The following is a 26,501-nucleotide window of genomic DNA, read 5'->3' on the forward strand; positions in this document are numbered from 1 at the left end:
TCCCGGCGACCGGGTGCACCGGCCGTGGCCCGAGCGGGCGCAACCCAGGAAGGCTACAGGGTGCTCATGCTGCGCGGGCCCAGATCACTGCGCATCGGCAGCGGGGCGATCCGCACCCGGGCCCCCAGGACGGTCAGGCCGTGCGGGGCCACCACCACCGGCTCCAGGTCCACCGAGGCCACCTCGGGCAGGTCGTCGACCAGCCGGGAGACCCGCAGCAGCAGCTCCTCCAGCGCGTCGGTGTCCACCGGGTCGGCGCCGCGCCAGCCGAACAGCAGCGGCGCCGCCCGCACCTCGCGGACCAGGGCGGCGACCTCCAGGTCGGTGGCCGGGACCAGCCGGTGCGCCAGGTCGCCCAGCAGCTCGGCGGGGGCGCCGGCCAGGCCGAAGGAGAGGATCGCGCCGACCGCCGGGTCGACCGTGGCGGCGATCACGGTGTCCACCCCGCGCGGCGCCAGCCGCTGCACCACCAGCTCGGCCTGGGCCGCGCCGCCGAGCAGCGCGTCCAGCTCGCGGTGCGCGCGGCGCAGGCCCGGCTCGCCGGTCAGGTCGAGCCGGACGCTGCCGAGGTCCGGGCGGTGGCGCAGGTGCCCGGCGGTGGCCTTGAGCGCGACCGGGTAGCCGAGCGTCGCGGCGGCCAGCACCGCGCGCTCCTCGTCGGGGGCGGGCAGCGTGGGCTGGACCTCGATGCCGTAGCAGGCCAGCAGGGCGGCCGCGTCCCGGTCGGGGAGGGTGATCCGGCCGCTCACATGGTGCTGCTCGACCAGGCGGCGGGCGGCTGCCTCGTCGATCCGGTCCAGCTCGGGGACCCGCGCGGTCTGCTCCGCGGCCTCGGTGGTGCGGCGCCAGGCGCCGTAGCGCACGGCGTGGGACAGGGCGCGTACCGCGCGTTCGGGCGCCGGGTAGGTCGGCACGGTGTGCTCGTCGGTGCGCAGCCGGGTCGGCAGGTCGGTGAGGCTCAGATGGGTCAGCAGCAGCGGCTTGCCGCGTCGGCGCGCACTGCTCGCGGCGGCCAGCAGCGCCTCGCCGATCTCCGGGTCGGTGCCGGGCAGCGGCTGGTCGCCGGGGACGGCCCCGGAGATCGGCGGGATCGCCACCGCGATCACCGCGTCCACGCCGGGGTCGCCGAGCGCGGTCTCCAGGGCGATCCGGAAGTTCTCGCCGGTGGCGGCGGTGGTCAGGTCCACCGGGGTGCGCGGGCGCAGGCCCGCGCTCAGGCAGGCGTCGTAGGTGAGCAGGCCGAGCGAGTCGGAGTTGCCGACCACCGCCACCCGGTCGCCGGCCGGCAGCGGCTGGTGGGCCAGCAGCTCACCGGCGTCGAAGAGCTCGGTGATGGTCTCCACCCGCACCACACCCGCCTGTTGGAAGAGCGCGTCCACGGTGGCGTCGCGCAGCGCGGAGGCGACGGACGGGACGGCGTGGCCAGGTGGCAGGCTGCCGGTGTGCCGGGCGCCCTTGACCACCACGACCGGCTTGGCGGAGGCCAGCCGGCGGGCGATCCTGGTGAACTTGCGCGGATTGCCGAACGACTCCAGGTAGAGCAGCACCACGTCGGTGGCCGGGTCCTCCTCCCAGTACTGGAGCAGGTCGTTGCCGGAGACGTCGGCGCGGTTGCCGACCGAGGCGAAGGAGGAGACGCCCAGTCCCCGGCGGTGCGCGGCCTCCAGCAGGGCGACACCGATCGCGCCGGACTGGCAGAACAGCCCGAACCGGCCGGCCGCGGGCAGTGCCGGGGCCAGCGAGGCGTTCAGCCGGTGCGCCGGATCGGTGTTGATCAGGCCGAACGCGTTGGGCCCGATCACCCGCATGCCGGCCGCGCGGGCCTGGCGGACCAGGGCGCGCTGGCGGTCGCGGCCCTCCGGCCCGGTCTCGGCGTACCCGGCGGTGACCACCACCAGGCCCTGCACGCCGCGCGCGCCGCACTCGGCGACCACCGCCGGGACAGCGCCGACGGGCACGGCGATGATCGCCAGGTCCACCGGTCCGGGGATGTCCGCGATCGAGCGGTGCAACGGCACGCCGTCCAGCACGGTGCCGGGCGGGGCCGCGCTGTTCACGGCGTACACCTCGCCCCGGAACCCGCTGCCGGACAGGTCGCGCAGCAGCGCCCGGCCGGCCGACCGCTCGGTGCGCGAGACGCCGACCACCGCGACCGAGCGCGGCGTCAGCAGCCGCTGGACGGACCTCGCCTCGGCGCGGTGCTCGCGGGCGCGCATCACCGCCAGGGAGGCGGCGGTGGGTTCGAGGTCGAGTTCCAGGTGCAGCACCCCCTCGGCGAAGCTGCGCTGCTGGACGTAGCCGGCGTCGGTGAAGACCTTGGCCATCTTGCGGTTCTCCGGCAGCACCTCGGCCACGAAGCGCCGGATGCCGCGCTCCTGGGCGACCGCGCCGATGTGCTCCAGCAGCGCGGAGGCGACCCCGCGGCCCTGGTGCGCATCCTGCACCAGGAACGCCACCTCGGCGTCGGTGCCGGTCTCGGAGGGGCGGCCGACCTCATCGATCCGGTCGTAGCGGACGGTGGCGATGAAGCGGTCGCGCACCACGACGGCCAGGCCGACGCGGTTGACGTAGTCGTGGTGGGTGAAGCGGCGGACGTCCTTGGCGGAGAGCCGCGGGTAGGGGGCGAAGAAGCGGTAGTACTTCGACTGGTCGGAGACCAGGGCGTAGAACGCCACCAGCCGGTCGGCGTCGGCCGGGGTGATCGGCCGGATCCGCGCGGTGCCGCCGTCCCGCAGCAGGACGTCCGCCTCCCAGTGCTGGGGGTAGCTGTGCGCGTCGCCCGGCGCCGCGCTGCCCGGTATCGCGTTGCCCGGTGCGGCGGCGGCCGAGGTCTGGGGGTCGTCCACAACCGCCAGGCTATCGGGCGACGGGCCGCTCGGCCCCCGGCCGGGCGCGGTCGGGTCGGGTTCGGCCGCAGCCATGCCAGAATGGTCTAGACAACACAGCTCCAGCAGCACCACCTGAAAGGCACGTCTCATGGCAGAGCGCCGCGTCACCATCGGTTGGCCCGAGGGCCTGCACGCCCGTCCCGCCTCGGTCTTCGTCCGCGCGGTCGGCGCCGTCGGCGTGCCCGTCACCATCGCCAAGGCCGGCGGCGCCCCCGTCAACGCCGCCTCCATGCTCGGCCTGCTGGCGCTCGGCGCCGAGGGCGGCGAGGAGGTCGTGCTCGCCTCCGACGCCGAGGGCGCGGAGGGTGCGCTGGGACGCCTGGCCGCCATGGTCCAGGGCGGCCTGGACGCACTGCCGGAGGCCTGAGCCGCACCGAAGGGGTGGTACCGCACGCGCGGTGCCACCCCTTCGGCCTGTCCTGCTCGGTTTTGCGACAATCGCGGGGTGTTCGAACTCCACACCTCCGCCGAGCTGAGCGATGCCGCCGAAGGCGATTCCCTCGTCCTCTGGGCCGCCCAGGGCCTCGCGCCCGGCGTGCGGGCCTGGGCCCACCAGGGCGCGGTCGCGGTGGCCTCCCCCGCACTGTCGCGCCGCGACCGGCTGGCCGTCCGTGGCGCGCCCCGGCCCGCCGCCCGGCTGGCCCGGCACGCGCTGGCCGAGTTCGGCCCCAGCCTGCGCCCGGTCGGCGACAGCGCGCTGATCGACGAGCTGGTCGCAGCCGTCCCCGAACTACGCGCGGTCGGCCCGTTCCGCTGGATGGAACTGAACGGCCCCTCGCTGGACGTGTCGCCGCTCGCCCAGCCGCTCGCCCAGCCGCTCGCCCAGCTGCTCACCCCCGCCGAACTCCCCGAAGCCGCCGCCCTGCTCGACGAGGTCTTCCCCGGCTCCCACGCCCACCCGCTGCGGCCCGGCAGCCGCGCCTGGGCCGGCGTGCGCGACAGCGCCGGCCGGCTCACCGCGCTCGCCGCCGACGCCTGGAGCTCCCCCGAGGTCGGCTACCTGGCCGGCGTCGCCGCCCACCCCGTGCGCGGCCGCGGACGGGGACACGCCGAGGCCGTCTGCCGGCTGCTGCTCGACGCCATGCTGCGCCGCCGCGGTCGCGCCGCCCTCATGGTGGACGACGACAACCCGGCCGCCATCCGCCTCTACGAGCGCCTCGGTCTGCGCCGGCGCGACCTCAAAGCCGCGTACATCGCGGCCGTGTGACGATGCGTCAGGGACAACTCGGAAGCCGCAATCCGGTGCGGCCCGGCCCATCGGCTGAGACGCTTCCAGGATGGACCGCCATCTGACCTCCCTCCGCGCCCACGCCCACCACGCCGTCGCCGCCCCGCTGAGCGACGCGACGGTGGCCGCTCTGCTGGCCCGCGCCCTCCCGCGCGGTGACGAACGCCTGTTGGACCCAGCCTGCGGCGAGGCCACCTGGCTGCTGCGCGCGCTGGCCACCCACCCCGGCGCCACCGGCGACGGCGTCGACCGCGAGGCAGCCGGCCTGACCCGGGCTCAGCAGACCGCAGAACAGCTGGGAGTGGCCCGCCGACTCGGCCTGCACCACATCGCCGCGGCCGACTTCATCGCACCACACCGCTACGACCTGGTGCTCAGCATCGGCGCCGCGCACGCCTTCGGCGGTCTGCTGCCCACCCTCGCGGCCGCCCGCGGCCACCTCGCCCCGGGCGGCGCCGTGCTGGTCGGCGAAGGCTACGGCGCCACCGAGGCCGCCCACGACCTCGCCACCCTCGTCGAGCGGATCACCGCCGAGGGCTGGACGCCGGTCCACGGGCACATCAGCACCCAACAGGAACTGGACGACTACGAGTGGTCCCGCACCGGCTCCCTCGCCGCCTGGGCCCTCGACCACCCCGACGACCCCGACGCCGCCCCCACCCTGGAAGCCGCCGCCGCCCACCGCACCCGCTGGCTCCGCGAGCAGCGCGGCGCCAACGGCTTCGCCGCGCTGCTGCTGCGACCCACCCCTGCCTGAGCAGGCCTGCGTCCCAGCGCGTCAGTCGAGGCGAGCGTCGAAGGCCAGCGCCTGCGCCAGCTCTTCCACCCGCCGCTCCGGCAGACCCTGCGAGACGAACCACGCTCCGACGTTGCGCACATCGCGCTCCAGGAAGGACCGGCCGCGCGGGTTGGCGATCACGTCCACGATCTGCGGGACGTCGATGACGACCAGCCGGCCCTCGTGGACGAGGATGTTGTACGCGGACAGGTCCCCGTGCGCGAAGCCGTCCCGGGCGAGCAGCGACAGACTGCGGCCCAGCTGCTCCCAGAGGTCGTCCAACTCCTCTCCCTGCGGCCGGGTCTGGGCCAGTCGCGGGGCCGCCGCGCCGGACCGGTCGCCGATGAACTCCATCAGGATCTCGGTGCCGACGATCTGCACCGGATACGGCACGGCCGCGCCCGCCAGCCAGAGCCGGGACAGCGCAGCGAACTCGGCGGCGGCCCACTGGCCGGCGATCGCCTGCTTCCCGAAGGCCGAGCGCTTCTCCATCGCGCGGCTGACCCGCGACTCCTTGTGCGAGCGGCCCTCCAGGTAGCCGGAGTCGCGGTGGAACAGCCGGTGCTGACCGTCGCGGTAGCGCTTGGCCGCCATCAGGGTGCGGCGGTCACTGCCGGGCACGCCGCGCTCCAGCAGGAAGACGTCGGCCTCCTTGCCGGTCTTCACGATGCCCAACTCGGTGTCGACGGCGGCCAGATCGGTCACCACCCAGTCGGGGCGCGGCTCGGGCCCCTTCTCGGTCGGCGTCGACACGTCCCAGGTCGACCAGCGGTCCCCCTCGGGAGGCCCGTCGGTCACCGCGGCACCATCGGCGGGAACGTCCTCGGACGCCTCCGGCCAGAAGCGCGCGGTGTAGTCGGCGAAGGCGTCGTCGTCGTATCGCGTGGTTCGGTTTGCACCCTTGCCGCCCTTGGGACGGATGCGGGCGAAGGACTCACTGTCGGAAAAGCTCTTACGCACTGCGGTGGTCTCCTGCGGAGTGGGCCCACCGGAGGGGTGCGTCGGCGAAGGACGTCAGCCGGCGGGCAGATAACGAGAGGAAGCGTCTGGCGCGCAGGGAACAGCGCGCCGCGTCGTGGCGGCAATCACCGAGGCGCACCTCCCCTCTCTCTCGTCACGGCCGGGCACCGAGCGCCCGATCCCGCAGGAACACGACGACCCTATCGACCACCGCGCAGGGCGCAACCGAATTAGACCGACCGGCAAATGGAGGGCGGCGTCGGCTCAGCGAACTCGCCATCTTCGTCCATCAGTTCCTCGTCATCCGCCCACCACCCGGTGCCCGACAGCCACGACTTCAGCCACTCGGCCAGCGACGGCGAGTCCTGGAACCAGGCATCTGCCCAGTCGTCAGGCCCGGCATTCGGCTCGAAGAGCAGCACCGGGCCCCCGGGACGCAGGCAGTCCACAGCCGCGTACATCCCGCACCCCCAGGTCAGCACGGGCAACACACCGCGCGGCCAGTGGTCGGACGGCTCCGCATCGTCCGGCGCGCACTCGGCCCGATAGACGGACACGACCGTCTCGCCGTCCCCGACCAGCGGAAACAGCAGATACTCCGGCCCGAACCCGCCGTTCGCCACCTCCCCGTACAGGCGCCGCAGCAGAACAGGCAGAGCAAACCCCAACTCCGCCTCAACCGCCGCGATTTCCACCACACTCACGGGCGCCGCCAGCACCGGGGCCTGGCTTCGGGCACGCTCGGCAACTCGCCGCAGAAGGTCGTCGTCATTGCTCATGCCAGTGATCGTCGCAGCCGGGTCCGACAGCGCCGTTACCCACGAAGAGCCAGGGCGCGCCTTCCGCGCGCCCTGGCATGACGTCAACCCTTGACGCAGACCACCTGCTTCAACTTGGCGACCACTGCGACCAGGTCCTGCTGCTGCGCCATGACCTTGTCGATGGACTTGTACGCGCCCGGGATCTCGTCCACCACGCCGCTGTCCTTGCGGCACTCCACGCCCCGGGTCTGCTCCTCCAGGTCCTTCACCGTGAACTTCTTCTTGGCCGCCGTCCGGCTCATCTTGCGGCCGGCGCCGTGCGAGGCGGAGTTGAACGAAGCCTCGTTGCCCAGACCGCGCACGATGTACGAACCCGTGCCCATGGAGCCCGGGATGATCCCGAGGTCGCCGGAGCCGGCCCGGATCGCGCCCTTACGGGTGACCAGCAGGTCGACGCCGTCGTACCGCTCCTCGCTGACGTAGTTGTGGTGGCAGCTGATCACCTGGTCGAAGGCGACCTCGGCCCGGGGGAACTGGCTTCGCACGACGTCCTGGAAGAGCGCCATCATGACGGCCCGGTTGCGCTTGGCGTACTCCTGCGCCCAGAAGAGGTCCTGCCGATAGGCGTCCATCTCCGGGGTCTTCGCCAGGAAGACGGCGAGGTCCCGATCAACCAGGCCCTGGTTGTGCGAGAGCGAACGGGCGACGCCCATGTGGTGCTCTGCCAACTCCTTGCCGATGTTGCGCGATCCCGAATGCAACATCAACCAGACAGAATCGGTCGTATCCAAGCAGAATTCGACAAAATGGTTCCCGGACCCGAGCGTTCCCATCTGCTGCATCGCCCGCTCACGCCGCCACTTCACCTCCGGCGCGACCTGGTCGAAGCGGTTCCAGAAGCCGTCCCAGCCCGTGGTCGTCAGGTCCTGCAGGGACTTCGGGTCGACCGGGTCGGTGTGCAGGCCGCGGCCGACCGGGATGAGCTGCTCGATCCGCGAGCGCAGCCGGCCGAGGTCGTCGGGGAGGTCGCGGGCGGTCAGCGAGGTCTTCACCGCGCTCATCCCGCAGCCGATGTCGACGCCGACCGCGGCCGGGCAGACCGCGTCCTTCATGGCGATGACGGAACCGACGGTCGCGCCCTTGCCCAGGTGGACGTCCGGCATCACGGCGAGGCCGTGCAGCCAGGGCAGGCCGGAGATGTTGCGCAGCTGCTGGAGTGCAGCGCCCTCGACCGTCGCCGGATCGGTCCACATCCGGATCGGGACACGCGCGCCGGGTACTTCGGTGTACGACATGGTGAGACTGACCCCCAAAGGTCGACGTTTCCAGGGTAGGACTGCCACGCGAAGAGTCCGGCGTGGCTCGGGAAGTCTGGATGGAGCTCAACAGCAACGGCCCGACATCAACGGCCGGGCGGCAGGGCTCAGGCGGTTCGTCGCGAGCGGCAGGAGGCAACGGACGGCCTCCTCGGGGAGCGCAGAGCGCTGACGCGCCTGCCTGGTTGCTCGACCCGCATGGTGACCGCCTCCTCTCCCAATGCCGTCCGCCGCGCTGTGCGACGGGAGTATCAACCCACGGAACCGAGGTCCCGGGCAAGGGAATTACCGAGGCCCGGCGGATCATCCGCCGGGCCTCGGTACCACCTGTCGAAAACGTCGAAACTGTCGAAACAGCGTCAGGAGGTGACGACGGTGACCTCGCCGAGGCCGAGTTCCTTGACCTGGTCGCGGATCACCGAGGCGTCCCCGACCAGCACGGTCACCAGTCGGTCGGGCTGGAAGCCGCTGACCACGGCGTCGGTGGCGGCCTGCGTGCTCAGGACGGCCATCTGCCGGTAGACCTCGGCCTGGAAGTCGTCGGACAGGTGCTGCTCCACCTGGTCGGCGAGGGTGCTGGCCACCGAGCCGGCGGTCTCGTACCGGAGCGGGGCGACCCCGACCAGGTACTGCACGGCCTCCTCGCGCTCGGCGTCGGTGAGGCCCTCGGCGGCCAGGGTGCGCAGGATGGTCCAGGTGTCGGCCAGCGCGGGAGCGGTGGAGGCGGTGTCCACCGAGCCGCTGATGGCGAGCAGCGCTCGGCCCGAGCCGTCGGGCGCGGAGCGCAGCGGCTGGGCGAAGGCCCGTACGCCGTAGGTGTAGCCCTTCTCCTCGCGCAGCACCCGGTCCAGCCGGGAGGTGAGGGTGCCGCCGAGGCAGTAGGTGCCGAGCACCTGCGCGGCCCAGGCCGGGTCGTGCCGGTCGGGTCCGATCCGGCCGATCAGCAGCTGGGTCTGGACGGCGCCGGGCCGGTCGACGATGATCACGCGGCCGGTGTCGTCGGCGGTGACCGGCGCGGCCTTGCTGGGCTCGGCCCGGTCGCCCGTCCAGGTGCCCAGGGTGGACTCCAGCAGCGCCGGGAGGTCCACGCCCGTGAGGTCGCCGACGACGACCACGGTGGCGGTGGAGGGGCGGACGTGCGCGTCGTAGAAGGCCTTGACCGCGCTGCGGTCGATCCGCTTGACGCTCTCTGCGCTCCCGGCCCGCGGGCGCGAGAGGCGGTCCGCGGAGTCGAAGAGCTCGGCGTAGAGCGCCTTCGCCGCACGCCGGGCCGGGTTGGCCTGCTCGTGGACGATCTCGTCGAGGCGGTTGGCGACCAGCCGCTCGATCTCGTCCTCGGGCAGCGCGGGAGAGCGCAGCGCGTCGGCGAGCAGCGTCAGGCCGCGCTCCAGACGGGAGACCGGCACCTCCAGGGCGACCCGGATGCAGGGGTGGTCGGCGTTCGCGTCCAGGGTGGCGCCGGCGCGCTCCAGCTCGCCGGCGAACTGCTCGGCGGTGAGCGTGTCGGTGCCCTCGTTGAGCGCCCGGGCCAGGATGGTCGCGACGCCCTCCAGCTCGGTGGGCTCGGCGGCGAGCGGGGCGTCGACCAGCACGTCGACGGCCACCAGCTGCTGGCCGGGACGGTCGCAGTGCAGCACCGTCAGGCCGTTGGCCAGCGCCGAGCGGCTGGGCGCGGGGAAGGCCCAGGGTGACGGCGTGCCAGGCTGAGGCTGGGGGTGGAAGGTCATGGTGGGGACGAAGGTGCTCATGCGGCGTCCTCCTCGGCGTTGTCGGAGTCGGCGTCGGCGGTGGCCAGCGGCTCGTAGACCAGCACGGCGCGGTTGTCGGGTCGCAGGCGGGCCGCGGCGACCGCCCTGACCTCCTCCGCGGTGACGTCCAGGACCTTGCCGAGCGCGTCGTTGACCAGCTTGGGGTCGCCGAACAGCACGGCGAAGCGGCAGAGTTCGTCGGCCCGGCCGCTGACGGTGGTCAGCCGGTCCAGCCACTCCCGCTCGATCTGCGCCTGCGCGCGCTCCAGCTCCTCGGGCGTGGGGCCCTCGGCGGCGAAGCGGGCGAGCTCCTCGTCGACGGCGCTCTCGATCTGCGCGATCGTCGCGTCGCCGGAGGTCTTGACGTCGAGCCAGCCGAGCGAGGGGGCGCCGGCCAGTCGCAGCAGGCCGAAGCCGGCCGACACGGCGGTGCGGTCGCGCCGGACCAGCCGGTTGTAGAGGCGGCTGGACTCGCCGGAGCCGAGGACGGTGAGCGCGAGGTCGGCGGCGTCGGCCTCCCGGGTGCCGTCGTGCGGCAGGCGGTAGGCGGACATCAGCGCGCGGGAGGGGACCTCCTCCTCGACCAGCTCGCGGATCTCCTGGCCGATCACCTCGGGCAGCGTGCCGTCGCGCGGCGGCTGCTTGCCGTCGTGCGCGGGGATGGACCCGAAGTACTTCTCGACCCAGGCGATGGTCTGCTCGGGGTCGAAGTCGCCGACGATCGAGAGCACCGCGTTGTTGGGGGCGTAGTACGTACGGAAGAACGTGCGGGCGTCTTCCAGGGTGGCCGCGTCCAGGTCGGCCATCGAGCCGATCGGGGTGTGGTGGTAGGGGTGGCCGTCGGGGTAGGAGAGCCGGGTGAGCTTCTCGAACGCCGTGCCGTAGGGCACGTTGTCGTAGCGCTGGCGGCGCTCGTTCTTGACGACGTCGCGCTGGTTCTCCATCGACGCGTCGTCCAGCGCGGCGAGCAGCGAACCCATCCGGTCGGCCTCCAGCCAGAGCGCGAGCTCCACCTGGTGGGTCGGCATGGTCTCGAAGTAGTTGGTGCGCTCGAAACTGGTGGTGCCGTTGAGTGAACCGCCGGCGCCCTGCACGAGTTCGAAGTGGCCGTTGTTCGAGACGTTGGCGGAGCCCTGGAACATCAGGTGCTCGAAGAGGTGCGCCAGACCCGTACGGCCCTTCACCTCATGGCGGGAACCGACGTCGTACCAGAGGCAGACGGCGGCCACCGGGGTGAGGTGGTCCTCTGAGAGCACCACGCGCAGGCCGTTGGCCAGGCGGTGCTCGGTGATCGCGATGCCTTTGGTGGAGGCGGGGGCCGGGTTGGCCATGCGCTCGGGTCCTTCCCGTCAGTTTGGGGTCGGGGGGATCATCGGTTGTCAGCAGCCCCCATTGTGGTGCAACGTGCCAGGGCCGTAGCCGCGTCCGCGCGGATGGGCCGTTCGCCAGCGGCGGAAGTGGGCACGGGGGCGGCCCTTGGCGGGCGCTGTCGGTAAGAGGGTCCACAATGGGGGGCGCCGTACCCCGGTGACGACACGTGATGCAGCTGACAGACGCAAGGGAGCCCCGCCGCGATGGCCCGCCGCAGTTCGCCGACCCCGCCGCCCGGAGACTTCGAGGAGCGGATCCTCGATGTCGACGTTGTGGACGAGATGCAGGGTTCGTTCCTGGAGTACGCCTACTCGGTGATCTACTCCCGTGCTCTGCCGGACGCGCGGGACGGCCTCAAGCCGGTGCACCGCCGAATCCTGTACCAGGCCAACGAGATGGGCCTGCGCCCGGAGCGCTCGCACGTGAAGTGCGCCCGCGTGGTCGGCGAGGTGATGGGTCGGCTTCACCCGCACGGGGACGCCTCGATCTACGACTCGATCGTCCGGATGGCACAGCCGTTCTCGATGCGGGTGCCGCTGATCGACGGCCACGGCAACTTCGGTTCGCTCGGCAACGACGACCCGCCGGCCGCGATGCGCTACACCGAGTCCCGGCTGACGGCCGCCTCGATGGCGCTGGTGGAGTCGATCCACGAGGACACCGTCGACTTCGGGCCGAACTACGACGGCAGCGAGCAGGAGCCGGCGGTGCTCCCGGCCGCCTTCCCGAACCTGCTGGTCAACGGTGCCTCGGGGATCGCGGTCGGGATGGCGACCAACATGCCGCCGCACAACCTCAGCGAGGTGGTGGCCGCCGCCCGGCACCTGATCAAGCACCCGAGCGCCGACCTCGACACCCTGATGCGCTTCATCCCGGGCCCGGACCTGCCGACCGGCGGCCGGATCGTCGGCCTCTCCGGCATCCGCGACGCCTACGAGAACGGCCGCGGCACCTTCAAGATCCGCGCCACCGCGACGGTCCAGGACGTCACCCCGCGCCGCAAGGGCATCGTGGTGACCGAACTGCCGTTCACGGTCGGCCCGGAGAAGGTGATCGCCAAGATCAAGGACCTGGTCGGCGCCAAGAAGCTGCAGGGCATCGCGGACGTCAAGGACCTCACGGACCGCGAGCACGGCCTGCGGCTGGTGATCGAGGTCAAGAACGGCTTCGTCCCCGAGGCGCTGCTCCAGCAGCTCTACAAGCTGACGCCGATGGAGGAGACCTTCGGCATCAACAACGTGGCGCTGGTGGACGGCCAGCCGCTGACGCTGGGCCTCAAGGAGCTGCTGGAGGTCTACGTCGACCACCGCTTCGAGGTGGTCCGCCGACGCAGCGAGTTCCGTCGCCGCAAGCGCCAGGAGCGGCTGCACCTGGTCGAGGGCCTGCTGGTGGCGCTGGTCGACATCGACGAGGTCATCGCGCTGATCCGCTCCAGCGACAACGCGACGCAGGCCAAGGAGCGCCTGATGGAGCGCTTCTCGCTCTCCGAGGTGCAGACCGCCTACATCCTCGACACGCCGCTGCGCCGGCTGACCCGCTTCGACCGGGTCGAGCTGGAGGCGGAGCAGACCAAGCTCTCCACCGAGATCGCCGAGCTGACCGAGATCCTGGAGTCGGACAGCAAGCTGCGCAGCGTGGTCTCCAACGAAATGGGCGCGGTGGCCAAGCAGTTCGGCACCGAGCGGCGCACCGTGCTGCTGGAGGCCGGGGCGCTGCCGTCGGCCGCGCTGGCGGTGCCGCTGGAGGTGGCCGACGACCCGTGCCGGGTGCTGCTCTCCTCCACCGGGCTGCTGGCCCGCACCGCGGACGGCGAGCCGGTCGAGCTGGGGGAGCCCTCGACGAGCCGTTCCAAGCACGACGTGATCGTCTCCGCGGTGCCCGCCACCGCACGGGCCGACGTCGGCGCGGTGACCTCGGCCGGGCGGGTGCTGCGGCTGCCGGTGATCGACCTGCCCGCGCTGCCGCCGCAGCCCTCGCTCTCGCTGGCCGGCGGGGCGCAGGTCGGCGAGCTGCTCCGGCTGGAGCCGGGTGAGCGTCTGATCGCGCTGACCACGCTGGACGAGTCCTCGCCCGGCCTGGCGCTGGGCACAGCGCAGGGCGTGGTGAAGCGGGTGGTGCCGGAGTGGCCCGCCAACAAGGACGATTTCGAGGTGATCTCGCTCAAGGACGGCGACGAGGTGGTGGGCGCGGTCGAGCTGCGCACCGGCGAGGAGGACCTGGTCTTCATCGCCAGCGACGCCCAGCTGCTGCGCTACCCGGCCGGCCAGGTGCGCCCGCAGGGCCGCCCGGCGGGCGGGATGGCCGGCATCAAGCTGACCGACGGCGCCCGGGTGCTCTCCTTCACGGCAGTCGACCCGGCGGTGGACGCCGTGGTGGTCTCGGTGGCCGGCGCCTCGGGGACGCTCACTGGCGAGGCGCAGAGCAGCTGGAAGGTGACGCCCTTCGAGCAGTACCCGCGCAAGGGCCGGGCCACCGGCGGGGTGCGCTGCCAGCGCTTCCTGCGCGGCGAGGACGCACTGGCGTTCGCCTGGGCGGGCGCGGTACCGGCCCGGGCGGCCGCGGCCAACGGCGCGCCGGTGCAACTGCCGGAGCGCGACCCGCGCAGGGACGGCTCGGGCACGCCGGTGACCACGCCGGTCGCCGCCGTCGCGGGACCGGCCTGACCGGTCTCACAGACGGGCGCTCGCTTGGGTCACCCGTCCGCCGGCGCGGGTAGGGTGACCTAAGTGACCACCTGTGCGACGCTGTCGAGCGAGCTGACCGAGCCCCTGTCCGCCACCGCCGCCACTGCCACCACGTGGCTGCTGATAGAGCAGTCCGGGCCGTGGGGTGCCAAGGCGCTCGATGAGAGCCACCTCCCTGCGGGGTTGGGCCGAGCCCTGGACGCGGCCTGCGCGGGAACCGGCGTGCGCCCGGCGCTGATCCGGCGCCCGGGACGGCATGCCGACACCCACGCCGACTCCGGGCACCAGGTCGTGCTGGCGCACACAGCGCCGGGCAACTCCTGGCTGCGACGGGCCGAACTCGCCGACCTGAGCGAGCTGCTGACGCTGGATCTGGCAGCCGCGGGCGCCGGGGAGCACGGCGGCTTCGGCGCCGCGCACACCGGCGGCCCGCTGGCGCTGGTGTGCACCAACGGCCGCCGCGACCGCTGCTGCGCGCTGCTGGGCCGTCCGCTGGCCGCCGAGCTGGCGGCGGCCGGGCACAGCGAGGTCTGGGAGGTCACCCACCTCGGCGGCCACCGCTTCTCCCCCACCATGCTGGTGCTGCCCTACGGATACGCCTACGGACGGCTGACCGAGGCCCGCGCCAAGGAGATCCTGGCCGCGACGGCCGCCGGGCACACGGTGCCGCAATTCTCCCGGGGGCGCTCGTACTGGGACCGTCCGGCGCAGGCGGCCGAGCAGGCGGTACGGGAACTCACCGGCGACACGGCCGCCGACGTCCTGACGATCGCCCAGCAGCCGGCCGGCGAGGAGCACTGGGACTGCCTGGTGTCGCACCTGGACGGCCGGAGCTGGCAGGTGGAGGTGGCACAGGAGTTGAGCCTGCCCGCGCGTCCGGAGAGCTGCGGCAAGACGCCGGGCACCCCGAGCCGGATGGCCGTCCGCTCCGTCACGGCGGTGGATCCGGTGGGCGCTCACCAGGCGTGACCGCTCGTCCGGAGGATTCCACCGGGCGCCGCGGCCGAACCGGTGCCTAGCGTGGCGCCATGGACATACGCACCCAGACCGTCGTGAAACCGGACCGACCGCGCGGCCACCGGGCCGCCCGACTTCGGCGCGGCATCGGCATCGCCACCGCGGTGGTGGCGGGTGCCGGGGCGATCAGCCTCGGCGCCGCCGCCGGAACCGCGAGCGCCGAGCCCGCCCCCAGCCATGCGGGCTGGGACGGCTCGGTCTACTGGTTCACCAACAGCGACGGCGACTGGCGCTGGACCAGCCACCAGGACATCTACCTGGAGCGGACCGGCGCCGACGACAGCGGCTACTCCTCCGACAGCAGCTACAACGACAGCGGCAGCGACGGCCCGAGCGCCTCGAACGGCGACATCCAGCAGGGCTGGGACGGATCGGTCTACTGGTTCAAGAACAGCAGCGGCACCTGGCGCTACACCAGCCACGAGGACATCTACCTCGACCGGATCGGATCCGGCTCCGGATCCGGCTCTGCCGGTGACAGCACGGCCTCCGGCCCCTCGGACTCCGCCGCCCGCGGCAGCGGCGACACCGAGGCGGCCGTCGAGTTCGCCCTCGCCCAGGTCGGCAAGCCGTTCGAGATGGGCGGCAACGGGCCGGACGACTACGACTGCTCGGGCCTGGTCCAGCAGGCCTACCTGCGCGCCGGCATCTCGCTGCCGCGGATCGCCGACGAGCAGTACGGCGCCACCACGCCGATCAGCTCCAGCGATCTGCAGCGCGGCGACCTGCTCTACTGGTCCTACGACGGCTCCCCCGGCCAGATCCACCACACCGCCATCTACCTCGGCGACAACCAGTACGTCGAGGCGGCGCACCCCGGCACGAACGTCCGGATCTCCCACCTGAACAGCGGCAACTGGCCGACCCAGACCGGTCGGCCCTGACCCCGCGACCGTCGCAGACGGCCGTCCCCGGCAGCGCGCGCTGCCGGGGACGGCCGTCTGTCGCGGGCTCCTCAGACGGCGCCGGCGCCGGTGAGCGAGCGGACCTCCAGCTCCGCGAACTTGTCCGCGTCCGCGCGCTCCTCACCGCTGACCGTGCCGACCCAACCGAGCAGGAAGCCCAGCGGGATGGAGATCAACCCGGGGTTCTCCAGCGGGAACCAGTGGAAGTCGACGCCGGGGAACATCGCGGTCTTGCTGCCGGAGACCACCGGCGAGAAGAGCACCAGCACCAGCGCCGGCACCAGCCCGCCGTACGTCGCCCAGCAGGCACCGCGGGTGGTGAAGCGGCGCCAGAACAGGTTGTAGAGCAGGGTCGGCAGGTTGGCCGAGGCCGCCACCGCGAAGGCCAGACTGACCAGGAAGGCCACGTTCAGCCGCTGCGCGAAGAGACTGAGCACGATCGCCAGCCCGCCGATCAGCACAGCCGCCAACCTGGCCACCACCACCTCCCGGCGGTCCGTGACCGGCGGCTTGGCCGGGCTGCGGAACGCCTGCGCATAGAGGTCGTGCGCGAAGGAGACCGACGAGGCAAGGGTCAGACCGGCGACCACCGCCAGGATGGTGGCGAACGCGATGGCCGAGGTGATGGCGAAGAAGAGCGTCCCGCCGGTGCTGCCCTCGCCACCGCCGAGCTTCAGCGCGAGCAGCGGGACGGCCGTGTTGCCGGCCGAGTTCGCGGCGCGCACCGCCTTCGAGCCGACCAGCGCGGTGGCGCCGAGGCCGAGCACCACGGTCATCAGGTAGAAGCAGCCGACCAGGCCGATCGCCCAGATCGTGGAGCGGCGCGCGGCGCGGGCGGTGGGCACGGTGTAGAAGCGCGAGAGGATGTGCGGCAGGCCGGCGGTACCGAGCACCAGGGCCAGGCCCAGGCTGACGAAGTCCAGCCGACTGGTGGCGCTGACGCCGTACTTGAGACCGGGCTCCAGGTACTTATCCCCGGCGCCGCTGCCGCGGGCCGCGGCATGCATCAACTCGGCGAAGTCACCGCGGAAGTGGACCAGCACCAGGACGGTCAGCAGCACCGCGCCGACCATCAGCATCAGCGCCTTGACGATCTGGATCCAGGTGGTGGCGCGCATACCGCCGACCGTGACGTAGATGATCATCAGGGCGCCGACCGCGACGATGGTCCAGGTCTTGGCCGCGGCGCCGGTGCTGCCGAGCAGCAGCGCGACCAGACTGCCGGCGCCGACCATCTGGGCGATCAGGTAGAGCAGCGTGACCACCACGCTGGAGATGCCGGCCGCGGCCCGGACCGGGCGCTGGCGCATCCGGGTGGCCAGTACGTCGGCCAGCGTGTAGCGGCCGGTGTTGCGGACCAGTTCGGCCACCCACATCAGCACGACCAGCCAGGCGACCAGGAAGCCGATGCTGTAGAGCATGCCGTCGTAGCCGTAGATCGCGATCAGCCCGGTCACCCCGAGGAAGGAGGCGGCCGAGAGGTAGTCGCCGGAGAGCGCGATGCCGTTCTGCAGCGGCCCGAAGTCGCGGCCGCCGGCGTAGAAGTCCTCGGTGGCCTGACCTCGGCGGCCGACCCACAGGGTGATCGCCAGGGTGACCACGACCACGAGCGCGAAGAGCACGATAGCCAGGTCGTGGTGCTGGCCGGCCGGCGGCGGTGGCGGCGCCAGCCGGTGGACGGGCAGGGGCGGTACGGGAGGCACGGGGACCTCGGAGAGTTTCATCGGAGCTGGTCCTGGGTGTCCCAGCGCAGACCGAGGGCGGCCCGGTCGCGCTTCGTGCGGGCGTTGCGGGAGTAAAGCCAGGTGATCACAAAGGTGGAGACGAACTGGAGCAATCCAAGAAGCCAGGCCACACTGAACGGCCCGGCGACCTGATGGCGCATCAGGTCGGGCGCGGCCGCCTGCGCGGCCACATAAAACAGGTACCAGCCGAGGAATACCGCGGTGGCGGGAAATACGAATTTCCGATAGCTGCGGCGGATCTCCTGGAAGGCGTCGCTGCGCTGGACCTCCCGGTAGACCTGCGCCGCGGCCGGGTCCGGCGGGCGCTCGGCCGGCGGCTGCGGACGCGGCGCCGGGACGACGGCAGCGGCGGTGACGGCGACGACTGGCTTGGCGGCCGATGGGCCCTTGGCCCGCTGCGCCACGACGGCCGGGCCGGGCGCCGACCACCAGTCGAACCGCTGGCCCGCTCGGGGCCTACGACCCGCTGGTCCGGTGACTTCCTGATGTGCCAATGCTGCTCCTGGCCCGTAATGCGCCACCGAGCGGTGGGCGTCGGTATCGGCGCCGGGCATTCCGGACGGCCCGGATCCAAACCGGCGTACCGACGGCACCCTGACGGGACCATGATGACGGGTCAGAAACCATTTTGCGGCATTCAGCAGGAATCTTCACCCATTATGGTGAAGATCAGTCAGTTTACGAACTACGAGAAATGCCATGACGAAATGCATAACTGACCGCCTGTGCACGATCTCGCACAGCGGTCTTCGCGAAGAGGTTGTTGATGTGGGTCTTCACCGTGGCCGGGCTGACGAAGAGCGCGGCGGCGATCTCGGTGTTGGACAGGCCCTCCGCGATCAGCGCGAGCACCTCGGCCTCGCGCACCGTGAGGCCGTCCGGCAGCACCCGCTGAGCGGACTTCGACGGCGGCTGGGACGCCTGCTGCGGCTGCGCCGGGTCGGAGAGCCGCTCCAGCAGCCGCCGCTGCACCTGCGGGGAGAGCCCGGCCGCGCCGGATCGGACGTCGGCGATGGCCCGGGCGATCTCATCCGCCCCGGCGTCCTTGGTGAGGTAGCCCCGGGCCCCCGCCTGCAGCGCCGGGAAGAGCGAGTCGTCGTCGGCGTAGGTGGTCAGCACCACCACCTCGGTGCCCGGGTACTCGGCGCGGATCCGCCGGGTGGCCTCCACCCCGTCGCAGCGCGGCATCCGCAGGTCCATCAGGACGACGTGCGGGGCGTGTTCGGCGACCAGCCGGACCGCCTCCTCACCGTCCGCGGCGGCGCCGACCACCTCGATGCCGGGCAGTAGCCCCAGCAGCATCACGATGCCCTCGCGCACCACCGTCTGGTCGTCGGCCACCAGCACCCTGGTGGGGCTCTGCCCGCTCACGCCGGCACCCGCAGCAGCACGCGCCATCCTCCGTCGTCCGGGCCCGCCAGCAGGCTGCCGCCGAGCAGTTCCGCGCGTTCGCGCATCCCGAGCAGACCGTACCCGCTGCCACTGGACGCCAGCTCTGGCGACACCTCGCCGGGAGCGCTCGCGGCGTTGCGGATCTCCAGCTCCACCTCGTGGGCCAGGTAGCTCAGCCGCAGCGTGCAGGCGCCGCCCGAGGCGTGCTTGCGGACGTTGGTCAGCGCCTCCTGCGCGGTGCGCCGCACGGCCAGGCCGGCCTCGGCGACGAGCGGGCGCGGCGTGCCGTGCACCGTCAGCACCGCCCCCTGCGCACCGGCCAGCTCCACCAGGAACTCCCCGACCGGGGTGAACTCGCCGCGCAGTGCGGAGAGCGCCTGCCGGGTCTCGACCAGCCCGTCCTGGGCCATCCGGCGGGCCGCCACCACGCGCTCCCTGATCTGCTCCCGCTCGGCACCCCGGTCCAGCATCAACCGGGCCGCCTCCAGGTGGACCAACTGGGCGGAGAGGCTGTGCGCCAGCACGTCGTGGATCTCGCGGGCGATCCTGGCCCGCTCCGCCAGCGCGGCGCTCTCCGCCTCGGCCGCCCGGGCCGCCAGCTCCTGCTCCACCAGGCGCTGCGCACTGCTGCGCGCCTCACCGTCCAGCCGGAGCAGATAGCCGAGCAGGACCATCCCCACCACGGTGGCCATCATCGCCACGAACCCGTCGCCGCTGCCCACCGCGTAGGAGGCGAGCGCCGCCGCACAGGTCGGCAGCGCCGCGGCCAGCGGCAGCCGAAGCAGTCCGATCACCGCCACCCCGCACCAGACAGCGTTCGCCAGCAGCATCGCCCCGCCGTGGTGGGCCAGTGCCGCGGAGGCCAGCAAGGCCCCCACCGCCACCAGGGCCGGCCCGATCCGATGGAGCCTGCTGGTCCGGGTCAGCAGGTAGAACAGTCCGCCGATGATCAGCAGTCGGCCTGCCATCAGCACGGCGGACCAGCCGGTGAACCGGCCGGTCGCGTACGTCCCCCAGACGATCACCGTCACCAGGACCGTCCGGCTGAAGCCGTTGAGCAGCTGCCGGGGCCGGGAGCGCCGCTCCTGGGCCAGGGCCTCCACGGAGGGCCAGCGGGTCCAGGTCTCCAGCGGCACGTCCGGTCCCTCCGTGGTCTCGATGGTGATCAGCCCACCGCGCGCAGGCCCGGCAGGGCGTCCACACTGCGGGCCCTCCAGTTCACCACGACGCCGCGGATCAGCAGCAGCACGCCGACGGTGAGCAGCAGCGCGTTGGTGCTCTGGTGGACGTGCATCGCCGAGCCGATGCCGTAGAGGCCGAACCGCAGGACGATCATGCCCGCCCAGGCGGCCAGCGTGGCGGCGGTGCCCTTGACCCAGAGGCTGCCGTCGGCCTCCCGCCAGAGCCGTACGGTCCAGCCCCAGACGGTGCCCATCGCCATCACCAGCACGACGGAGGCGAACAGCAGCGCGATGGCCGCCGCCTTGTGGTTCGGGTCGATCAGGTGCGGGTCGCGCAGTGCGAGCCCCCCGAGCACCACCGGCAGGACCCAGAAGCGCCGCTCGGTGTCGAACTTCTGCGCCCGGAACTGGCGCCGCACGACCAGGGCGACTACCGCGACGATCACAACGATGTTCACAAGGCCGCTCATCGGACTCGCTCCGTCCCACCGGAAGGGTTCTTGCTGACTTCTCCGACGGTACGGATCGCGGCCCCGCGGCTGATCGGCGCCAGGGTTGAAGCAACGGTTGAAGGGCCCTCCACCCCTGGGTGGAGAGCCCTTCGGACGGGCCGGCTACGCGTCGATGCGCGAGCGGTCCATGGTGGCCGCCGAGTCGACGATGAACTCCTTCCGGGGTGCCACGTCGTTGCCCATCAGCAGGTCGAAGACCTGCTCGGCGGCGTCCAGGTTGCCGAGGTTGATCCGGCGCAGGATGCGGTGGCGCGGGTCCATGGTGGTCTCGGCCAGCTGGTCGGCGTCCATCTCACCGAGGCCCTTGTAGCGCTGGATCGGCTCCTTCCAGCGCAGGCCCTTGCTCTGGAACTCCAGCATGGTGCGGCGCAGCTCGGCGTCGGAGTACGTGTAGTGGTACTTCTCCATGCCGCGCTTGGGGTTGGTCAGCTCGATCCGGTGCAGCGGGGGGACCGCCGCGAAGACCCGGCCCTGCTCCACCATCGGGCGCATGTAGCGCTGGAAGAGCGTCAGCAGCAGGGTGCGGATGTGCGAGCCGTCGACGTCGGCGTCGGCCATGAAGATCACCCGGCCGTAGCGGGCCTGGTCGATGTCGAAGGTCCGGCCGGAGCCCGCTCCTATCACCTGGATGATCGCCGCACACTCGGTGTTCTTGAGCATGTCCGAGACCGAGGCCTTCTGGACGTTCAGGATCTTGCCGCGGATCGGCAGCAGCGCCTGGAACTCGGAGTTGCGGGCCAGCTTGGCGGTGCCGAGCGCGGAGTCGCCCTCGACGATGAAGAGTTCGCTGCGCTCGACGTCGTCGCTGCGGCAGTCGGCCAGCTTGGCGGGGAGCGAGGAGGTCTCCAGTGCGGTCTTCCGGCGCTGGGCCTCCTTGTGCTGGCGGGCCGCGACCCGGGTCCGGGCGGCCGCCGCGACCTTCTCCAGGACGGCCCGGGCCTGCAGCTTCTCGTCCTTCTTGGCCGAGGTCAGGAAGGCCTTGAGCTCCTTGGCCAGGACGGCGGCGACGATCCGGTTGGCGGCCGAGGTGCCGAGCACCTCCTTGGTCTGGCCCTCGAACTGCGGCTCGGCCAGCCGGACGGTGACCACCGCGGTGAGGCCCTCGGTGGCGTCGTCCTTGGTGATGTCGTCCTCGGCCACCCGGAGCAGCTTGGCCGAACGCAGCGCCTCGTTGACGGTCTTGGCGAGCGAGCGCTCGAAACCGGTGACGTGGGTGCCGCCCTTGGGGGTGGCGATGATGTTGACGAAGGAGCGCAGCGTGGTGTCGTAACCGGCGCCCCAGCGCAGCGCGATGTCCACACCGAGCTCGCGGGTGACCTCGGTCGGGGTCATGTGGCCGAGGTCGTCCAGGACCGGGACGGTCTCCTTGAAGGTGCCCTCGCCGCGCAGCCGCAGCACGTCGCAGATCGGCTTGTCGGGCGCCAGGAACTCGCAGAACTCGCCGATGCCGCCGTCGAAGCGGAAGGTGGTCTGCTCGACCTTCTCACTCTCCGTCAGGCGTTCGTCACGCACCACGATGGTGAGGCCGGGGACCAGGAAGGCGGTCTGCCTGGCGCGGCTGTGGATGCCCTCCAGCGAGAGCTTGGCCTCCTTCAGGAAGATCTGCCGGTCGGCCCAGTAGCGGATCCTGGTGCCGGTGCGGGTCTTGGGGACCTTGCGGGCCTTGGTCATACCGCTGGCGGGGTCGAACGGCGCGTCCGGGCTCAACTCGGCGAAGAGGCCGGGGGTGCCGCGCCGGAAACTGATCGCGTGGGCGTGCCCGCCGCGGTCCACCTCGACGTCCAGTCGGGCCGAGAGCGCGTTGACGACGGAGGCGCCGACACCGTGCAGGCCACCGGAGGCGGCGTAGGAGCCGCCGCCGAACTTGCCGCCGGCGTGCAGCTTGGTCATCACGACCTCGACGCCGGAGAGGCCGGTCTTGGGCTCCACGTCGACCGGGATGCCGCGGCCGTTGTCGCGGACCTCGACCGAGGAGTCCTCGTGCAGCACGACCTCGATGTGGTCGCAGTGACCGCCGAGGGCCTCGTCCACCGCGTTGTCGATGATCTCCCACAGGCAGTGCATCAGGCCCCGGCTGTCGGTCGAGCCGATGTACATGCCGGGGCGCTTGCGCACCGCCTCGAGCCCCTCCAGGACGAGCAGGTGCCGAGCGGTGTAGTTGGATCCGTCATCCGCGGCGCGCAGGGCGGGCGGCACGGTCGTTTCGGCACTCACGCGGTGCACTCCTCCAATGAGAACGTCTGATCTCGATCCCGGCGGCGGTCCCACCAGCGGCCGGTGCGGTGCGCAGCGGCCGCACACCGCCGGACCGCACACTGCCCTACTCGGCTCCCGCTGCACACTCCGCCCGCACCCCGCAGCTTGTACGCGCTGCGCGAACACGGGCCGGGCCCGGGTTGCCGCGCCGAAGCGCCATCTCACCCCTGCCCCGCGGGTCCTGGCGGACCGTCGAACGAACCGCGAGCTCTGGAACTGCTGAGATGCAGGCTACCGGTGCCCAGGACGGGGCTTATGCTCCAACCCAGTAGAGGATTATGCTACGCCCACCCTCGGACAACAGTTCGATGGAATGTTCGAGTGATCGACAGGTCACGGTTTCCAGTAGGCATGAACCACCGGCAGCCGGGGCACGTCCTCATCAACACAAGCAGAATCCTCAAAGAAGAAAAGCCACGAGCGGGAACGTTTTCGGCCTGGTTGGATGTTGACCCTGGTACGACAGCTCGTCGAGCTAGAGAAGAGGCGACGTGACTACTGTTCTGACACCTGCGAGCCCGCTCACCGCGGCTGACCGCTGCGACCGCTGCGGCGCCCAGGCATACCTGCGCGTCGTACTGGCGAGTGGCGGAGAGCTGCTCTTCTGCGCCCACCACGGGCGTAAGTTCGAGCCGGAGCTCAAGAAGATCGCTGTGGACATACAGGACGAGAGCGGTCGTCTCGCCACCACGGCGGCCCCGGCCAATACCGACGAGCGCTGATCACGACGCTCCCATGACGGGCTGAGGTCGACCCTTGCGGGTCGGCCGCTGAGCGGCAGGCTGTATGCAGCCTGCCGCTCAGCGTTCTCCCCGACCCTGACACTCGGTCATCGCCCGGTCACAGCTGGGCGTTGACCGCAGCCGCCACGGCGGAGAGCCGGGTGTACACGCCCGGGTGCCTGGCCTCCGCGCAGCCGGCGCCCCAGGAGACCAGGCCCACCAGGTGGCCCTCCACCACCAAGGGGCCGCCGCTGTCGCCCTGGCAGGCATCCTTGCCGCCGCGCGCCTCACCGGCGCAGACCATGCCGCGCGCGTCGTAGGCGCCGTCCGGTCCGCCCGGGTAGTCGCGCGCGCACACATCGTCAGCGACGATCGGCACATCCACCTCGCGCAGCGCGGCCGCGTAGTTCGCCCGACCGGTGGTGTCCCCCCAGCCGTAGACCTGCGCGCGCGTCCCGACCGCGTACGGCCCCTGATCGCCCTGGGCGACCATCGGCAGCACCGGGACACCGTTCTGCGGAACCGCGAGCGTGAGCACCGCCACATCCTGCATGTTCTGCTCGAACGAGTACTGCGGGTGGATCCAGACGTTCGACACCGCGACCTCGGAGCCGGCCCGGGTGGTCAGGTCGGTGCGCCCGACGATCACCGTCAGCCCCGGCCGGTCGGTGGGGCGACCGGTGCTCTCGTCGTAGAGGCAGTGCGCGGCCGTGACGACCTTGGTCGGCGAGACCAGGGTCCCGCCGCAGAACTGCCCGGACCGGGCCTCCCCGAACTGCGGCCGACTGGAGATCGCCACCACCCACGGGTGCTGTTCCGTACTGTCCGCCGCACCGCCGATGATCCGGCGGTCGGCCTGCGCGGGAGCGGCCCCCAGCGAGACCAGCGCGGCCGGCAGCACCGCCAGCACCACCAGAGCGGCCGACCGGCGCCGCCGACCCCGATCGATTCTGCGGGGGTCGATCCTGCGGCGGCCGAGCAGGGCGGGCGAGGTGGACATCACAGGGCGCTCCGAGCGACTCGAGGGCAGGCAACCGCCACAGAGTAGTCTCTTGATCACCATGCGTGTGCGCTGCCGCGCGCCCGGACACCCGGACGGGGGACCTCGGTCAGCTCCGGATGACGCGGATCACCCCGAGGGCGGGACGCCGGAGGCCCGGGGCGGTCATCGCCCCGGGCCTCCGGTTCACTGCCTGCGGTCCGCCGGCTACCCGGCGGCTCCGTCAGTCGAGGTAGTCGCGCAGCACCTGGGAACGCGACGGGTGGCGCAGCTTGGACATGGTCTTCGACTCGATCTGCCGGATCCGCTCACGCGTGACCCCGTAGACCTTGCCGATCTCGTCCAGCGTCTTCGGCTGACCGTCCGTCAGGCCGAAGCGCATCGAGACCACGCCCGCCTCGCGCTCGCTCAGTGTGTCGAGCACCGAGTGCAGCTGCTCCTGAAGCAGCGTGAAGCTGACCGCGTCCGCGGGGACGACCGCCTCGGAGTCCTCGATGAGGTCACCGAACTCGCTGTCGCCGTCCTCGCCGAGCGGGGTGTGCAGGGAGATCGGCTCGCGACCGTACTTCTGGACCTCGATGACCTTCTCAGGGGTCATGTCGAGTTCCTTGGCCAGCTCCTCCGGGGTGGGCTCGCGGCCCAGGTCCTGGAGCATCTGGCGCTGGACGCGGGCCAGCTTGTTGATGACCTCGACCATGTGCACCGGGATACGGATGGTGCGGGCCTGGTCGGCCATCGCGCGGGTGATCGCCTGGCGGATCCACCACGTCGCATAGGTCGAGAACTTGTAGCCCTTGGTGTAGTCGAACTTCTCGACCGCACGGATCAGACCGAGGTTGCCCTCCTGGATCAGGTCCAGGAAGAGCATGCCGCGGCCGGTGTAGCGCTTGGCCAGCGAGACCACGAGACGGAGGTTGGCCTCCAGCAGGTGGTTCTTGGCGCGGCGGCCGTCCTCGGCGATGATCTCCAGCTCGCGCTTGAGCTTGGGGGCCAGCTTGTCCGAAGCGCTGAGCTTGTCCTCGGCGAAGAGGCCGGCCTCGATGCGCTTGGCGAGCTCGACCTCCTGCTCGGCGTTGAGGAGCGGGACCTTGCCGATCTGCTTGAGGTAGTCCTTGACCGGGTCCGCGGTGGCACCGGCCACGGCGACCTGCTGGGCCGGCGCGTCGTCCTCGTCGTCGTCGGAGAGGACGAAACCCTCGGTGCCCTCCTCCTCCTCGGTGCCCTCGGCGTCGGCCTTGGCCGCGCCGGGCGTCGCGACGTCTTCGAGCTCCTCCTCGCCGAGCAGCTCGTCCTCGGGCTTGTCACCCTTGGCAGCGGTCTTCTTGGCAGCGGTCTTCTTGGCCGGAGCGGCGGCCTTCTTGGCGACGGCCTTCTTGGCCGGAGCCGCGGCGGCGATCTTCTTGGGTGCGGCGGCACCGCCCTCGGCGGGGTCGCCCAGCGAGGCCTCGACCGTCACGGCGGAAGGGGAGATCATCGCGGCGGGAGCGATCCGCACCGGCGGCTTGGTCTGGGCAGTGGGAGTACGCGTGGTGACCGCTTTGGTGGCGGTGCGCTTGGTGGTGCTCTTGGCCGCAACGCTCTTGCGCTTGGCAGCGGACGGCTCGGCCGCGCTGACCATCAGGTCCACCCCTTCCTCAATCAACACCTGGTTGAGGCTGCGCATGACGTTCTTCCACTTGGTGACCGGGATCTGGTCCGCCTCGAAGGCCTGACGCACGTCGTCACCGGCGATCTGCCCCTGGGCCTTGCCCCGCTCGATGAGCGCAAGCAGTGCCGCGGACTCGGCGATCTCGGGGGGGAGCGAACGGGATGTGCTGGCCGACACGAACAACCTCTCGGACGAAGAGTGAACTCGAACCCGTACCGGACGCCCGAGAGGGCGAGGAATGATCACGTGCCACAGGGCACGACGTCGGTTCCGACCGGCTCGGACTTGAGGACTGGGTTTGCAGAACGCTGGGTGTGTGGGACGGCAGCAGCGCCGCAGACCAACACAGCATTCTGACATGGCGCGGTATTCCGGAGCTGCTTCCGCTC

The 26,501-nt window shown here is 71.8% G+C and carries 21 protein-coding genes; 7 read left to right on the forward strand and 14 right to left on the reverse strand.

Annotation, left to right across the window (positions count from 1 at the left end; translation table 11 throughout):
• Nucleotides 1-53: 53 nt before the first annotated feature.
• Nucleotides 54-2,801 (reverse strand): GNAT family N-acetyltransferase, encoded by a 2,748-nt coding sequence (locus tag P3T37_RS27065; RefSeq protein WP_280726579.1) that lies wholly within the window; start codon nucleotides 2,799-2,801, stop codon nucleotides 54-56.
• A gap of 175 nt (nucleotides 2,802-2,976) precedes the next feature.
• On the opposite strand from P3T37_RS27065, the gene P3T37_RS27070 reads away from it, so the two are divergent.
• The 3 genes from P3T37_RS27070 to P3T37_RS27080 all read left to right on the forward strand — a co-directional run bounded on the left by P3T37_RS27070 (nucleotide 2,977) and on the right by P3T37_RS27080 (nucleotide 4,873).
• Complete coding sequence (locus tag P3T37_RS27070; protein WP_280726507.1) at nucleotides 2,977-3,255, forward strand: HPr family phosphocarrier protein; 279 nt, start codon at nucleotides 2,977-2,979, stop codon at nucleotides 3,253-3,255.
• 78 nt (nucleotides 3,256-3,333) lie between these two features.
• Nucleotides 3,334-4,095, forward strand: a complete 762-nt coding sequence (locus P3T37_RS27075; protein ID WP_280726508.1) for a GNAT family N-acetyltransferase — start codon at nucleotides 3,334-3,336, stop codon at nucleotides 4,093-4,095.
• A gap of 70 nt (nucleotides 4,096-4,165) precedes the next feature.
• On the forward strand, nucleotides 4,166-4,873 hold the full coding sequence (locus P3T37_RS27080; RefSeq protein ID WP_280726509.1) for a class I SAM-dependent methyltransferase: 708 nt from the start codon (nucleotides 4,166-4,168) through the stop codon (nucleotides 4,871-4,873).
• A gap of 21 nt (nucleotides 4,874-4,894) precedes the next feature.
• Here the strand turns inward: P3T37_RS27080 and P3T37_RS27085 are convergent, their stop codons facing one another.
• From P3T37_RS27085 to P3T37_RS27105, 5 genes are all read right to left on the reverse strand, one after another.
• Nucleotides 4,895-5,854, reverse strand: a complete 960-nt coding sequence (locus tag P3T37_RS27085; protein WP_280726510.1) for an RIO1 family regulatory kinase/ATPase — start codon at nucleotides 5,852-5,854, stop codon at nucleotides 4,895-4,897.
• Between the two features lie 230 nt (nucleotides 5,855-6,084).
• Nucleotides 6,085-6,633 (reverse strand): SMI1/KNR4 family protein, encoded by a 549-nt coding sequence (locus tag P3T37_RS27090; RefSeq protein WP_280726511.1) that lies wholly within the window; start codon nucleotides 6,631-6,633, stop codon nucleotides 6,085-6,087.
• A gap of 83 nt (nucleotides 6,634-6,716) precedes the next feature.
• Nucleotides 6,717-7,910: an RtcB family protein gene (locus P3T37_RS27095; RefSeq protein ID WP_280726512.1), complete on the reverse strand. Its 1,194-nt coding sequence runs from the start codon at nucleotides 7,908-7,910 to the stop codon at nucleotides 6,717-6,719.
• Between the two features lie 380 nt (nucleotides 7,911-8,290).
• Nucleotides 8,291-9,679, reverse strand: a complete 1,389-nt coding sequence (locus P3T37_RS27100; RefSeq protein ID WP_280726513.1) for a pitrilysin family protein — start codon at nucleotides 9,677-9,679, stop codon at nucleotides 8,291-8,293.
• Nucleotides 9,676-11,010: a pitrilysin family protein gene (locus P3T37_RS27105; RefSeq protein ID WP_280726514.1), complete on the reverse strand. Its 1,335-nt coding sequence runs from the start codon at nucleotides 11,008-11,010 to the stop codon at nucleotides 9,676-9,678. Before P3T37_RS27105 ends, P3T37_RS27100 begins: the two co-directional genes overlap by 4 nt.
• A 243-nt stretch (nucleotides 11,011-11,253) precedes the next feature.
• On the opposite strand from P3T37_RS27105, the gene P3T37_RS27110 reads away from it, so the two are divergent.
• From P3T37_RS27110 to P3T37_RS27120, 3 genes are all read left to right on the forward strand, one after another.
• The gene (locus P3T37_RS27110) at nucleotides 11,254-13,713 is read left to right on the forward strand and encodes a DNA topoisomerase IV subunit A (protein WP_280726515.1); all 2,460 of its coding nucleotides are present in this window, start codon (nucleotides 11,254-11,256) and stop codon (nucleotides 13,711-13,713) included.
• Nucleotides 13,714-13,776: 63 nt separating this feature from the next.
• Nucleotides 13,777-14,703: a sucrase ferredoxin gene (locus P3T37_RS27115; RefSeq protein ID WP_280726516.1), complete on the forward strand. Its 927-nt coding sequence runs from the start codon at nucleotides 13,777-13,779 to the stop codon at nucleotides 14,701-14,703.
• Between the two features lie 59 nt (nucleotides 14,704-14,762).
• Complete coding sequence (locus tag P3T37_RS27120) at nucleotides 14,763-15,635, forward strand: C40 family peptidase (protein WP_280726517.1); 873 nt, start codon at nucleotides 14,763-14,765, stop codon at nucleotides 15,633-15,635.
• A gap of 71 nt (nucleotides 15,636-15,706) precedes the next feature.
• On the opposite strand, the gene P3T37_RS27125 is transcribed toward P3T37_RS27120, so the two are convergent.
• The 6 genes from P3T37_RS27125 to P3T37_RS27150 all read right to left on the reverse strand — a co-directional run bounded on the left by P3T37_RS27125 (nucleotide 15,707) and on the right by P3T37_RS27150 (nucleotide 22,700).
• Entirely contained in the window at nucleotides 15,707-17,380 is a 1,674-nt protein-coding gene (locus tag P3T37_RS27125) for a cation acetate symporter (RefSeq protein WP_280726518.1), read from the reverse strand.
• A complete protein-coding gene (locus P3T37_RS27130) occupies nucleotides 17,377-17,895 on the reverse strand; it encodes a DUF485 domain-containing protein (protein WP_280726519.1) in 519 nt (172 codons plus the stop codon). Before P3T37_RS27130 ends, P3T37_RS27125 begins: the two co-directional genes overlap by 4 nt.
• A gap of 184 nt (nucleotides 17,896-18,079) precedes the next feature.
• Nucleotides 18,080-18,799: a response regulator transcription factor gene (locus P3T37_RS27135; protein WP_280726520.1), complete on the reverse strand. Its 720-nt coding sequence runs from the start codon at nucleotides 18,797-18,799 to the stop codon at nucleotides 18,080-18,082.
• Complete coding sequence (locus P3T37_RS27140; RefSeq protein ID WP_280726521.1) at nucleotides 18,769-19,929, reverse strand: histidine kinase; 1,161 nt, start codon at nucleotides 19,927-19,929, stop codon at nucleotides 18,769-18,771. The genes P3T37_RS27135 and P3T37_RS27140 overlap by 31 nt, the downstream gene beginning before the upstream one ends.
• A 29-nt stretch (nucleotides 19,930-19,958) precedes the next feature.
• Nucleotides 19,959-20,444, reverse strand: coding sequence for a CcdC protein domain-containing protein (locus P3T37_RS27145; RefSeq protein WP_280726522.1), 486 nt, complete (start codon nucleotides 20,442-20,444; stop codon nucleotides 19,959-19,961).
• Between the two features lie 144 nt (nucleotides 20,445-20,588).
• Complete coding sequence (locus P3T37_RS27150) at nucleotides 20,589-22,700, reverse strand: DNA topoisomerase IV subunit B (protein WP_280726523.1); 2,112 nt, start codon at nucleotides 22,698-22,700, stop codon at nucleotides 20,589-20,591.
• A 533-nt stretch (nucleotides 22,701-23,233) separates the two neighbouring features.
• Between P3T37_RS27150 and P3T37_RS27155 the strand changes: the two genes are divergently transcribed.
• A complete protein-coding gene (locus tag P3T37_RS27155; protein ID WP_035797632.1) occupies nucleotides 23,234-23,464 on the forward strand; it encodes a hypothetical protein in 231 nt (76 codons plus the stop codon).
• Between the two features lie 118 nt (nucleotides 23,465-23,582).
• On the opposite strand, the gene P3T37_RS27160 is transcribed toward P3T37_RS27155, so the two are convergent.
• Both P3T37_RS27160 and P3T37_RS27165 read right to left on the reverse strand, forming a co-directional pair.
• Complete coding sequence (locus P3T37_RS27160) at nucleotides 23,583-24,464, reverse strand: serine protease (RefSeq protein ID WP_280726524.1); 882 nt, start codon at nucleotides 24,462-24,464, stop codon at nucleotides 23,583-23,585.
• A gap of 223 nt (nucleotides 24,465-24,687) precedes the next feature.
• Nucleotides 24,688-26,295 (reverse strand): RNA polymerase sigma factor, encoded by a 1,608-nt coding sequence (locus P3T37_RS27165; RefSeq protein ID WP_280726525.1) that lies wholly within the window; start codon nucleotides 26,293-26,295, stop codon nucleotides 24,688-24,690.
• Nucleotides 26,296-26,501: the final 206 nt, after the last annotated feature.

This window comes from Kitasatospora sp. MAA4 (assembly GCF_029893355.1).
GTDB lineage: Bacteria > Actinomycetota > Actinomycetes > Streptomycetales > Streptomycetaceae > Kitasatospora.

Bases quoted from the DNA above. Each gene is read 5' to 3' on its own strand.
- P3T37_RS27090 (WP_280726511.1), bottom strand. From the start codon at position 6,633: ATGAGCAATGACGACGACCTTCTGCGGCGAGTTGCCGAGCGTGCCCGA.
- P3T37_RS27095 (WP_280726512.1), bottom strand. From the start codon at position 7,910: ATGTCGTACACCGAAGTACCCGGCGCGCGTGTCCCGATCCGGATGTGG.
- P3T37_RS27100 (WP_280726513.1), bottom strand. From the start codon at position 9,679: ATGAGCACCTTCGTCCCCACCATGACCTTCCACCCCCAGCCTCAGCCT.
- P3T37_RS27080 (WP_280726509.1), top strand. From the start codon at position 4,166: ATGGACCGCCATCTGACCTCCCTCCGCGCCCACGCCCACCACGCCGTC.
- P3T37_RS27070 (WP_280726507.1), top strand. From the start codon at position 2,977: ATGGCAGAGCGCCGCGTCACCATCGGTTGGCCCGAGGGCCTGCACGCC.
- P3T37_RS27135 (WP_280726520.1), bottom strand. From the start codon at position 18,799: ATGGCGCGTGCTGCTGCGGGTGCCGGCGTGAGCGGGCAGAGCCCCACC.
- P3T37_RS27120 (WP_280726517.1), top strand. From the start codon at position 14,763: ATGGACATACGCACCCAGACCGTCGTGAAACCGGACCGACCGCGCGGC.
- P3T37_RS27125 (WP_280726518.1), bottom strand. From the start codon at position 17,380: ATGAAACTCTCCGAGGTCCCCGTGCCTCCCGTACCGCCCCTGCCCGTC.
- P3T37_RS27110 (WP_280726515.1), top strand. From the start codon at position 11,254: ATGGCCCGCCGCAGTTCGCCGACCCCGCCGCCCGGAGACTTCGAGGAG.
- P3T37_RS27145 (WP_280726522.1), bottom strand. From the start codon at position 20,444: ATGAGCGGCCTTGTGAACATCGTTGTGATCGTCGCGGTAGTCGCCCTG.
- P3T37_RS27105 (WP_280726514.1), bottom strand. From the start codon at position 11,010: ATGGCCAACCCGGCCCCCGCCTCCACCAAAGGCATCGCGATCACCGAG.
- P3T37_RS27160 (WP_280726524.1), bottom strand. From the start codon at position 24,464: ATGTCCACCTCGCCCGCCCTGCTCGGCCGCCGCAGGATCGACCCCCGC.